The 11,579-nt window shown below is 57.7% G+C and carries 8 protein-coding genes; 4 read left to right on the forward strand and 4 right to left on the reverse strand.

From position 1 onward, the window contains the following. The first annotated feature begins 131 nt into the window (after positions 1-131). From QP140_RS06340 to QP140_RS06350, 3 genes are all read left to right on the forward strand, one after another. The gene (locus QP140_RS06340; RefSeq protein WP_284758704.1) at positions 132-1,649 is read left to right on the forward strand and encodes an LGFP repeat-containing protein; all 1,518 of its coding nucleotides are present in this window, start codon (positions 132-134) and stop codon (positions 1,647-1,649) included. 349 nt (positions 1,650-1,998) lie between these two features. Beyond that, a complete protein-coding gene (locus tag QP140_RS06345) occupies positions 1,999-2,331 on the forward strand; it encodes a hypothetical protein (RefSeq protein ID WP_148812679.1) in 333 nt (110 codons plus the stop codon). A gap of 201 nt (positions 2,332-2,532) precedes the next feature. Then, positions 2,533-3,767 (forward strand): IS3 family transposase gene (locus QP140_RS06350; RefSeq protein ID WP_141759450.1). Its coding sequence is split into 2 segments (ribosomal slippage): positions 2,533-2,809 and positions 2,809-3,767, totalling 1,236 coding nucleotides; the frame shifts between segments, so codons are not numbered across the junction. 806 nt (positions 3,768-4,573) lie between these two features. Here QP140_RS06350 and QP140_RS06355 read toward each other — a convergent pair. Both QP140_RS06355 and QP140_RS06360 read right to left on the reverse strand, forming a co-directional pair. After that, a complete protein-coding gene (locus QP140_RS06355) occupies positions 4,574-4,936 on the reverse strand; it encodes a DoxX family protein (protein ID WP_083317352.1) in 363 nt (120 codons plus the stop codon). Next, positions 4,936-5,508 (reverse strand): TetR/AcrR family transcriptional regulator, encoded by a 573-nt coding sequence (locus tag QP140_RS06360; protein ID WP_070759088.1) that lies wholly within the window; start codon positions 5,506-5,508, stop codon positions 4,936-4,938. The genes QP140_RS06355 and QP140_RS06360 overlap by 1 nt, the downstream gene beginning before the upstream one ends. Positions 5,509-6,187: 679 nt before the next feature. Here QP140_RS06360 and mobF point away from each other — a divergent pair. Continuing rightward, entirely contained in the window at positions 6,188-8,737 is a 2,550-nt protein-coding gene (mobF, locus tag QP140_RS06365; RefSeq protein ID WP_070759187.1) for a MobF family relaxase, read from the forward strand. 619 nt (positions 8,738-9,356) lie between these two features. Here the strand turns inward: mobF and QP140_RS06370 are convergent. After that, the gene (locus QP140_RS06370; protein ID WP_083317367.1) at positions 9,357-10,445 is read right to left on the reverse strand and encodes an ABC transporter substrate-binding protein; all 1,089 of its coding nucleotides are present in this window, start codon (positions 10,443-10,445) and stop codon (positions 9,357-9,359) included. Then, positions 10,442-11,494 carry an ABC transporter substrate-binding protein gene (locus QP140_RS06375; protein WP_070759186.1) on the reverse strand — a complete coding sequence of 351 codons (1,053 nt, stop codon included), beginning with the start codon at positions 11,492-11,494 and terminating at the stop codon, positions 10,442-10,444. The genes QP140_RS06370 and QP140_RS06375 overlap by 4 nt, the downstream gene beginning before the upstream one ends. Positions 11,495-11,579 lie beyond the last annotated feature (85 nt).

An 11,579-nucleotide genomic window follows, 5' to 3' on the forward strand; every position in this document is an offset into this window, starting at 1 on the left:
ATCAGCTTCTCGCTGATCTCGTTGACCCTCGCCGGGTCATGGCCTTTCTTCGGTGACACAGTAGTCATTATCGGTGACACTCCTTCTCGATCAGAGCCTCACACACAAACTTCCTGACACCCTCCCCCACCATGGCCAGACCATCTCGCATTATCACCACTTTCCTATTCGCCATCACCCTCGGCATGGGGTTCACCCCTGCCGTGCAGGCTCACCCCACACAACCACCAACAACTACCAGTACACCAGCAGACAACCACGCTGATCAGGTCGCACCCGGACGAGAAAACCTAGAACCAACAGAACCGGGGTTCGACGACAACAACGTTGATAACCAAACAGGTAAGAACTGGCATCCCACCACCAACCCCAAAAGCAAAATCACTCCAGGGAAGATGCGTTCCGATAAAGAACAAATTCCCGGTGGATTCACGAAAGAACAAGCTAACCAAGCCGAAATCCAAGAGGCTAAAGAACAAGCCACGCAGACACGCTCTGGAGTACAGACGTTTGCCGCCGTTGATAACTGTCGGACGTATTGGCCTAGCCCTTTTAAAGTGTGCGGAAAAATCCGGGAAAAGTACGATTCCCTCGGTGGACCAAAGAGTTTCCTCACTTGGCCGAAGTCCAATGAACTCGGCGTTCCTGATGGTGTCGGACGTCGCAATGAGTTCGTCAACGGGTTCATCTACTGGCACCCCCAAACCGGCGCTCATCCGATTACCACGCACTTTTCTGTTGTTTGGGCCCGCAATGGCTGGGAGCGAGGTGAGCTGGGATACCCCACCACCGATGAATTCGCTTTGCCAGACGGAACCGGCCGGAAACAGTCTTTCTCAAAGGGACACATCTATGGATCCCTTGCTGGTCTAGCAGCTATCAAGGGTGCAATCTACGATAAGTGGCTGGAGACAGGTGCCGAACAAGGACAAATGCTCAGCTACCCAATCGAGGATGAGACATCAACTCCAGATGGAGTTGGAAAATTCAGCAGGTTTGTCTGGGGTTTTATCTACTGGTCTCCAGCAACCGGAGCCCATCCTATCTATGGTCCAGTTCTGTATGAATGGGCAAATAGCGGTTTCGAAAAAGGAAAATACGGGTATCCGACCGCAGACATCAAACCGACTAAAGACGGAGGGGATTTGCAGTATTTTCAGCGAGGGCTTATCCGGTCTCCTAATTTTCCTCTTCCGGCATACCAAGAAATATCAGCCTTCGGAGCCAGCCGGCCAGCCAGTAGATCAACTGATTCAGAGGAAGTTATCGGAGACAATTTTGATAGAATGCATGAGTGTATTGGCGGATATGACAACGGAAAACTTACCGTTTTTCACCACTCTGGCGTGAGTCTATACTGCAGGGATCTTTGGCATATTGCCGATAACCACATGCCCCCTCAAGAGGAGATAACGAGACAGGTTTGGGAAGACTTTCAAACCTGCGTAGCACATACGCTCCTATCACAAGAGTTCACCAATAAAACAAGCAGGCCTGGGACATACCTTAAAACAAGGTATAACACTTACTCTAAAGTCAGAAGCTACGCCATTGTATGGAGTAGCTCTTCTACCCTGCACAATGCCTACACGAATGACGACCGAAGCGGAAGGGATTGGGGAGGATGCCGAAAGTACCTACCACGATAATCACACTGTTTCCTGAAGAAGGGATGGATTGGGGACTATGGTCAGAAAGGGATGACATACAGCGCGAACGTGAAGACGATTTCCTTCAGCCATCTGACCTACACCTCAGCATTGGCCTAATCGAAATCTTAAAACGGTGGAACCGCACTTGGATCGAAAACTATGGATATGGTGTTGGAACGTCGTTTGTTTCTTGGTGGAGAGAGGGCTTTGACCTCAACAGCTGGCTACAAGAAGGGCTGTGGATTGCAAGACAGATAGAAGCAGAGGCTGATGTAACTGTCGATAGAAGATTCGCACACTATCTACACCGCCCCATCCCCCTAGTCCCTGCAAATAAAACATTGTCATGAAACACACCTACGTAATCATCTACCCCGACAATGCAAGACCCTCAGCAGTCTGGGGAGTAGATGAAGCAGAAGAAAACGCATTCTGTTCTGCAGCCCACCAAGCTTTAAAAAGTTCACCCCATACCTTCGATGGATGGATCAGAGAATGGCGGAAAAATTTTCAAAGCGACGGCAGAGTTGGTGTCGCTCAGCGATGGAACAGCAGTTTTGATCCTCTCCAATGGATTGCTGACGGAGAAAGAATTTCCTCTGTAATTGAAGCCAATACGAACTACCGCATAGTGCGAGCTTTTAAGGCCTACGCCCGTAATCCTAAAACGGTTGGATAAGAATAAAACTAAGAAAACTCTCGCTTCAAGCCCTGTTTCCCTATCACCCCTATCAACTAGGCAGGGCTAATAGGCGAAAGTGTCCCAGTGTTTTTACTGCTTGCAGCAGTTGCGCTGCTTGTGTCAGTGCTGGCTAGGACGATCGGTGCTTTGAAGTGTCCCAGGTTTTGTTCCGTTTGAGTAGATGGGAAAATCTGGAACATGCCGAAGAAATTTGACCAGGATGCCAAGGATCGGGTGGTCCGCCTTGTTGAGGACCGCATCCTGGCGGAGGGGATCTCCATGCAGGAAGCGTGCAAGATCGTGGCCCCGAAACTGGGTGTCTCATGGCATACTGCCCGGCAGTGGGCTCAGGCGGCCCGTCGCGAAGGCAGGGCAATTGATCCTTTACCTGAAGATCTCGTTGCAGAGGTGGCCAAGCTGCGTCGTGAGAATCAGGAGCTTCGCGACACTAACGAGTTATTGAAGGCCGCGTCAGCTTCTTTCGTGTCGGAACTCGACCCCAAACGTCGGAAATGATCCAGTTCATCGATGAACACCGGGATCGTTTCACAGTCGAGTTCATCTGTCAGACGTTGAAGAGCAATCGGCAAGGTGGCTTCATTTCCTCACGCGGATACCGTCAGTCAAAAGCCCGGGGATTAAGTGCCCGCAGCCTTCGTGACGCCGCACTGACAAGGCATATTGCCGAGGTCCATGAAGAAAACTACGCAGTCTATGGTATCCGCAAGATGTGGCATGCTCTACGCCGTGAAGGAATCGACATCGGCCGTGAGCAAACCGCTCGCCTGATGCGCCTTGCTGGAGTCAGTGGAAAAGGTAAAGGCCGGTTGCCTGTGACAACTCGCAGGTCCAAGGGCTCGGATAATCGCCCTGACTTGGTGGGCCGTGATTTTCGTGCCGCTGGACCGAATCGGTTATGGGTGGCTGACATTACCTACGTCCGTACCGGTAATGGGTTCGTCTACACCGCTTTTGTCACCGATGTGTACTCCCGCAAAATTGTCGGATGGGCATTATCAGATACGATGCGCACGGAAGCGTTGCCACTACAAGCACTCAACCAGGCGATTGTATGCGCAAAGGAAACAACGGGACTGATTCACCATTCAGACCACGGCTCGCAGTATGTGAGCATTGTCTACAATGAGCGCCTTGCTGAGCATGGAATCACTGCCTCTACTGGGACAGTCGGTGACTCCTACGACAATGCTTTGGCCGAGAACGTCAACGGTTCTTACAAAAATGAGCTCATTCATAGGCGGTCGTGGACTGACGTGGTTGATGTTGAGATCGCGACGTTTGAGTGGGTCTCGTGGTGGAACGAATCACGGCTTCACCAAAGTCTCGGCTACCGTACGCCGACAGAGGTAGAAGCAGAGTTTTGGACTGGCAATCCAAATCACGAGAAAATAGAAATCAAGGCAAATGCCTAGGAACAAAACCCGGAGCACTTCACATCGCACGCTCTACCGACGGTGTCAATGACATAACAGGCCCAAAGACTCAGCCGCACCGAAGGTTCTCACCGAGGAAGACAAGCTGCGCCGTCAGGTAGCGCGACTGGAAGCGGACAGCGCTTATCTAAAAAAATTGCGGGACTTGAGGAGCCAGGGACGCGCCTGAAGGTCCAGGCGATTGTCATCCTCACGTCGCAACACCGCTGGTAGTACCTCCTCGAAGCAGCAGGTATGCGCCATACGACATTCTTCTACCGCCAAAACGACTCAGCAAGCCGGACACGCACGCGGCACTCAAGCAGGCGATCCAGGACGGGTTCAAGCGAAACAAACATCGCTACGACCACACGAGGGTCCTGCCTGACCTACGTAGCCAGGCTGGGTGGTCAACCACAAACTGATTGACAAACTCATGCACCAGATGGATCTACGGGCCAAGCTCCACCAGCGCAGGCCCTATGTTTCCTACACCGGCACTGTAAGTCACCTGGACCTGACCCCGATGCAATATCGGAAGCAGGCCCTTAAACCCCTCACCGCCTAGAATTAAACCAGTCCAACTGTCGGGACCAGTTCACAATCGGCTGGGGCTTTCTCATACTGTCGGCACACGAAGTGCGGTCGCCGCAGCCGCTTCCTGCTCCCCGGTAGGCTACCCATACCCGTTGAGCAGACCGGCGAGGCGGTAGGCGGCCAGCGGGTCACCAACACCCCGCGGTAGGTTGCTCTGCGCGGGCAATGACGCTCCCCAATGGGCGGACGCAATCTGTTAATTGGCGGTCTCAGGCTATCAGTAGTGTTGCAATGAGAGCGCCTAGCGAGATCGTGAGCATACCTAAGCAATTCACCCAAAACTCGCTACCTAGAAAATGGGCTCGGATATGTGCGATTGCGGCAGCGCAGAAGTAGGCGATGACTCCAACCATCGTCCCTATTCCAATGCCTGGTATCCAGAGCCCAATAATGAGCCCGCTTGCGGCTAGGAGCTTGATAACGATAAGCGTCCACCACCACTCTGCAGGGAGTCGTACTCCTCTGAGGCAGACCTCGATGAATGCTGGGGGTTTGAGTGAGAGTGCCGCGTCTCCGAACAAAATGGCTGCAAGAATGATGGAGGGCCAAGCAGGTGAAGATTCGAGAATCATTAGTTTACTTCGTACGCGATTTTAAGACGGGAGATGGAACTGTTGGCGTGAGTGGATAGTTCGTCGGTGTCGTATGCACCGGCAGCCCAGCCAAGAAGTAAGCCAAGATAGATGTTGTAAAGGATTGTCGCGAACTCTTGAGCATCATCTTTAGGGAGCATGTTGCCCAGGCGCAAAACGATTTCATCTACCAAGAGAGTTCGAAGCTCCTTGAGTGTCTCTCCGTTGCTTCCTTGGGTAATTAGTGCGGCGCCATACGCTTTTGATAGTTCTTCCTGACCAGTAAACATTTTCAGGAACGGAGCGAGAACGTCGATAAGGTTGTCTGATTGTCCGCGGAGCTCATCGTGCATCATGGTGATTCGATGTCCGATGGTTTGAATTAATAACGACTGCTTGCTCCCGACATTCATAACGGTTCCAACGCTGACGTTGGCCTTCTGTGCGATGGCGCGCACATTTGTATCTGCGTACCCAGCTGACGCAAAAAGGGCATAGGCGGCATCTAAAACCTTATTGCGTGTCGTCTGCTTCTGAGTGGCACGATCTGATTGAACCTGTTCACTGAACACGTTCAAAGCGTATCGCTGCATCAATCTATGGTCAAGTAGTGACGTGGGTATCCGAAAACATGACTGTTACGGGGGCGGATATCCTGCTTGCAACGAGGGGAGTTATGGTTACATGCTTCTGCTAGATGGGCCTCCCTAGTCAATGGATTCAGGAATTGACGAGGCTTGGCCGATAGTCCTGCGAGCTCATCCTGCGAGCTCATTCGCGGCAGGAACGCCGATCACGTGGGTACTGCCTATGTGTGATGACCCAACCCGGCACATGATCCGTTCCGGCAAAACGGTCACCGCGACCCTGCCGTGGGTGCACCTACAATACAGCCCCGGCGATGGCGTGGCACATGCGGGCAGAGAATCTCTCCCGCCGGCTATCTCGTACCATGACCTTCGCCATACTGCCGCGTCACTGCTTGTCGCCTTGGTGGCCAATGTCATGCGGGTGCGGCGGCAGCGGGGGTACGCGGACCAGTCCATCATTCTCTACAACGAGTCGCATCTTTTCGACACGGGGTTAGGTGAAACTGGGCGGAAAATGGGCGAAATTTTGACCACGTGGGGGTTAAGTAAAGAAAAGTGGGGTCTGTCCGATTCTTTGTGTGCGGGGCTTCGGCTTAGTTGATGCCTAGGCGGTCGCCGTAGGTCTGGTGAGGTGGAGGGGCGCTCGGCGCACCTTTCAACTATGACGGTCTCGATCCGGGTGATGACTGCCGGTGACGGGTACCGGTACCTGCTGAACTCTGTCGTTACTGGGGGCGGTGACCGAGACACCACGTCTGCGCTGACGAGGTATTACCTGGAGTCTGGAACCCCGCCAGGCTCGTGGATCGGGTCGGGCCTTTCAGGGCTCTCCGGCGATCTCACTAACGGGGACTCTTTGTCTGAGGAGCAGTTGCGGCGACTCATGGGGTACGGGCAGGACCCGAACACGGGTGAGCAGCTTGGTCGCCCCTACCGAAAGTTCGCCACTGCGACGGAGCGGGTGCAGCGTCGCCTTGAGAAACTCCCCGAGACACTCACTGCTGACGAGCGCGCTTCCCAGGTCGAGTTGATCGAGGCTGAGGAAGCAGCGAAGCCGACTGGAGCGCCTGTCGCTGGTTTCGATCTCACCTTCTCCGTCCCGAAGTCCGTCTCAACCCTCTGGGCCGTCGCCGACGGAGGAACCCAAGCACTGATCGCGCAAGCACACCACACCGCAATCCAGGACGTGATCGAACTACTGGAACGAGACGTGGCCGCGACGAGGGTGGGCGCCAAGGGTCCGCGGGGTGCGGTCGCGCAAGTGCCGGTGCGGGGTGTGATCGCGACGGTATATGACCATTACGATTCACGGGCGTCCGATCCTCAGCTGCATACCCATGTGGTCGTCGCGAACCGGGTGCAAGCAGCACGGGATGGGAAATGGCGCACCCTTGATTCCCGTGCCCTGCATGCCGCAGTGACCGGGCTATCGGAGCACTACAACGCCGTTCTCGCTGACAGGATCACCCAGGTGCTCGGTGTCGGGTGGGAAGCGCGTGAACGTGGTGTGGGTCGGTCGACGGCGTGGGAGATCACCGGGGTATCACAGGGGTTGATGGACGAGTTCTCTTCCCGTACCCGCGATATCGAGCAGGTCAAAGACCGTCTCGTTGCTGACTATGTGGAAAAGCATGGCAGGCAGCCGTCACCGAAGCTGCTGTGGCAGTTCCGGCAACAGGCAACCCTCGAGACCCGGCCACCGAAGCAACAGCACTCCCTGAGCTACCTCACCGCCCAGTGGCGTGAACGAGCCACCGAGGTACTCGGAGAGGACGCACCGACCTGGGCCGCAGCACTCCTCACAAGTAGCGCAGCCGATCCCTTGCTGCGAGCTGACGACATCGCGCTCGATGACCTCGATGCGGTAGCTGCGGTCGTGGTGGAGCGGGTAGGTGATCGGCGTGCGACGTGGAAGCGATGGAACCTCCACGCCGAAGCCGTCCGCCAAACGATGGGGCTCCGGTTCGCCACCGCGCAGGACCGTGACGTCATCACGCAGCAGATTGTCGACGCGGCCGAACAAGCTTCCCTCCGGTTGACGCCGCCGGAGCTTGCGTCGAGCCCGCCCGTGTTCCAACAGCCTGACGGTGCGAGTGTGTTCCGCCCGAGAGCTTCCACGGTCTTCTCCTCGGAACGCGTGCTCGCGGCAGAAGATCGACTCCTCGCCGCTGCCGAGAACCGCACAGCACCCACGGTGCCGCTCGCTTGGATCGAACAGGCCGCAAGGACGAAGAACAAGGACGGGTACGCGTTGTCGCCTGATCAGGAGCAGGCGATCGCGAAGATCGGGATCTCCGCCCGCACTCTCGATGTGCTCGTTGGCCCCGCAGGGACCGGGAAGACCACCACCATGCGAGCCCTCCACCAGGCATGGGAGAGACGCCACGGCCAAGGCTCAGTCATCGGGCTCGCACCATCAGCCGCAGCAGCCGAAGTACTAGCCGAGGATCTGAGTGTGGCTACGGAGAACACAGCGAAGTGGCTCCACGAACACCGCCACGGCAACTGGAACCTTACCGCCGGTCAACTCGTCATCATTGATGAGGCATCGCTCGCAGGAACCCTCGCCCTCGACACCATCACCGTCCACGCAAAAGCGGTCGGCGCGAAAGTGCTCCTTGTCGGTGACTGGGCACAACTCGCTGCCGTCGACGCAGGTGGGGCGTTCGGGATGCTGGTGCGTGAACGCGACGATACTCCGGATCTCACTGATGTGCGCCGGTTCCGAAACGAGTGGGAGAAACACGCCTCTCTGGGTTTGCGGATCGGTGACACGGACGTCATCGACACCTACCTCGATCACGACCGCATCACCCCTGGCGGATACGAAGAGATCATCGAGCAGGCCTATCAAGCCTGGCAAACAGATCAGGCAGCAGGAAAAGCCTCCGTGCTGATCGCCGAGACCCTCGACACCGTCTCCCAACTCAATACCCGAGCTCGCACCGACCGGATTCTCGCAGGCGAAGTCGCCCTCGACGGCGTCGGCCTGCACGACGGGAACGAAGCCTCACGGGGTGATCTCATCATCACGCGTAAGAACGATCGTCGACTCTCGCTCGGGCGTGGATGGGTGAAAAATGGCGACCGGTGGACCGTGACCAGGGCCCATGATGATGGATCACTCACAGTCCGTCGATCTCATTCGAAATGGCGAACCACGATCACCTTGCCCGCCGCATATGTCGCTGAGAACGTGGAGCTCGGGTAGCCGAGGTGCCCCAAACACACTCACCTGTGATTGTGTGCGTTTGCGCGGCTCCAGTCTACGGGCGGCGAGATATAGCGCCGAAGCCCTGGCGGCGAGCTTGTCGGCTCGACCGGCTTTGTATCCGATGGTGTATACGCGTGCGTGAAGCGTGAGCGCACATCGACTTCTCGTGGCGGCTTCGCCTCCGGGAGATAGACGCTGACGGGAGCCGATAGATCGCGTGTGCCTGCGCGGTGAGGTTGTTCGACGATCCGGGCGGTCACGGTCTTTATGACCGATCCCCATTCGAGCATCGAGGCACCTTGGTCCAGCGCTCCCGACTGTTCGGCCGTGATTTGTCGCCGTCACGGATGTCACATGGAATCTCTGACGTCAGTAGTTGCCGGCAGCTGTCAGTCGTGGCGGCGCTTTCGGGTTCGCACCGATCCGTCCGCCACAGAATCTGGTCTGCGGGTCTGTATCGGCCGCCCCGGGGCCCGACAGCTGGAGCGGGGCCTGCGGCGGCTGCGAAACATCATCGTGAGCCAAACCACACCGCCCGCTTCCACCCATTCGCGATGACGTCATCTCTGCCATCTACGTGCCGGCAGACGGCGCCGTTCACTGCTCAGGGCGACGGCTATTCGTCGCCGGTGCGTATAACCGCATCGGCCCCGAGCGCGGACGTGATGTCATCCAGGAATCCGTGCTGGACGGCCCAGGGGACGCTCAACACGGAGGGAGTGGTGACTGCCATCAGAAGCTCTGGGTCTTCCAAGTAGTAGTAGCGGCCTTCGGCAATCGGAGCCCACCGCGACATCAGTGGATGGGCGAGAGTCTGCGCGATCTTGTCTGGGGAGTTCGACCATCCGATGAACACGTCGGTGGTGAGCGCATCCAGTCTCTCGAGGCTGACGGAGCCGTAGTAGTCGTCCCCAAATGAGCCGACTTCCTGAACGACGGACGGGTCGTCAGTCATCCCGAACTCACGAAGCAGTGTAGGTCGGGGGTCATCCGGCGAGTAGACGGCAAGGTCCGTGAAACCGTCTTCCAGCCACTCGCCGAAGATGAAGGTCTTCCCTTCGAGCTGAGGGTGCGCATCGCGCGCTGAATCGATCGCTGCCTGCGTTCGTGAGATCAGTTCCGCAGCCTGCTCAGGGCGTCCCAGCGCGGTGCCTGCGAGCTCGACGATGTCTGACCACGAACCGTAAGTCCACGGTGTGCGCGCATAGGCGATCGTCGGGGCGATTTCACTGAGCCGCTGATAGTCGGATTCGGTGATCCCGGAGTATGGCGCGAAAATCAGATCCGGGGCGTAACTGAGGATCTCCTCTGGGTCGTAGGCACCGTCCTTTCCTGGCGAGAGAATCGGCGGCAGTTCGGCACCGAGTTCGACAGTCACATGCTCGCGGAACCAATCGCTATAGCCGTCCGGTGTGCCGTATTCTTTGGGGACCGCGACGGGAACGACGCCCAGCGCGGCGACCGCGTCTTCGGCGCTGGCCCCGAGGACAACCACTCGTTCTGGGGTTGACTGGATAATCGTCTCGCCGTGCGCATGTGTTACGGATATCGGGAAGGCGCCCGACTGCTGCTCTGAGGTCGGGCGGTCGCCTGGCGATGATCCGCACGCCGTCAAAGACAGCGCGAGAGCCAGAACGACGAACGGAGCCAGAACGCGGCGACGCCCGGCCCGACGCGGCGCTTCCCGAGTCATCTCGGAGGTCACGATGCGCCTCCTTCCCCGCGGGTCTCGGTGACGACGCGGCTAATCCTGTCGGCGATGGCGTCGATGCCCCAGTCGATGCCGAGCGGGGTGGCGGTAGCGAGGGCAAGCCCGGTGGCGGGGTCGTCGATCAGTGCGACCCGGTTCTCCGACACAGGCGTCCAACTCTGGAATGCGGCGTTCGCGGCAACGGCTTCGCGCCAGGTGTCCTCATCGGAGATGACGACGTGGACATCGGGGTTCAGCTGGAGGAACTGCTCCATGCTGACGGTGAAGCTGGCGGGGTCGCCTGCCTTGCGCTGCAGTTCGAGCGTTCCGGCGAGGGGCTCAAGCCCGAGAGCTTCGAGAATCTGGGCTCGGGGGTCGACGGAGCCGAAGACGACGACCTGTCCGTCGTCGGAAGGCAGGAAGCTGTGCAGGTAAGTGACTCCCGACAATTCGGGGTGCGCTGCCGCGACATCGGCGATGCGCTGCGTGGTGTCTTTCTCGATCTGGGTGGCATATGCCGGGCGCCCGAGCGCGGCACCCATCATCTGAATATGCTCATCGACCGTGGTCGCCCAGGGCTCCGAGGGGAAGGCGATCGTCGGTGCGATTTCTGACAGCGCCTTATACTCGGCCTCGGTGATTCCGGAGTTGATGGCGACGATGAGATCGGGCTGCTGCATCAGGACGTACTCCAGGTCGACCTCACCGCGCTCCAATGAAGGGTCCACGGAGGGGAAGGGAGCACCGAGTTTCTCGATTGCTTCGGAGACCCACGGGTAGTAGTCGGCTTCGATGCCGGTTGCGTGGCCTTGCGCGACCGGAACCGTGCCGAACTGGATCGCGATATCGGCGCCGCTCCAGCCGATTGCGACGACGCGCTTCGGCTGGGTTGTGACCTCGGTCGACCCGTACGCGTGCTCGATCGTCACCGGATACGCACCATCCTCCGGCTCGGCGAAGACGCGTTGCTCGGCCTCCGCGGGCGGAGGTGGGGAAACGCATCCGGAGAGGAGAAAAGTGCAAGCCAGCACGGCGAGCGCCGCGCGACGGGAGATAGAGAGCATGGACAGTCCTCACGAGTAGAGATGATTCAGCGGGATAAGGTAACCCTTAGCTCCGACGCTATCCGTCGCTGTTTTCGTATGGCGG

Origin of the sequence: Corynebacterium sp. UMB9976 (assembly GCF_030212265.1) — a bacterium.
GTDB lineage: Bacteria > Actinomycetota > Actinomycetes > Mycobacteriales > Mycobacteriaceae > Corynebacterium.

Bases quoted from the DNA above. Each gene is read 5' to 3' on its own strand.
- QP140_RS06340 (WP_284758704.1), top strand. From the start codon at position 132: ATGGCCAGACCATCTCGCATTATCACCACTTTCCTATTCGCCATCACC.
- QP140_RS06345 (WP_148812679.1), top strand. From the start codon at position 1,999: ATGAAACACACCTACGTAATCATCTACCCCGACAATGCAAGACCCTCA.
- QP140_RS06355 (WP_083317352.1), bottom strand. From the start codon at position 4,936: ATGATTCTCGAATCTTCACCTGCTTGGCCCTCCATCATTCTTGCAGCC.
- mobF (WP_070759187.1), top strand. From the start codon at position 6,188: ATGACGGTCTCGATCCGGGTGATGACTGCCGGTGACGGGTACCGGTAC.
- QP140_RS06375 (WP_070759186.1), bottom strand. From the start codon at position 11,494: ATGCTCTCTATCTCCCGTCGCGCGGCGCTCGCCGTGCTGGCTTGCACT.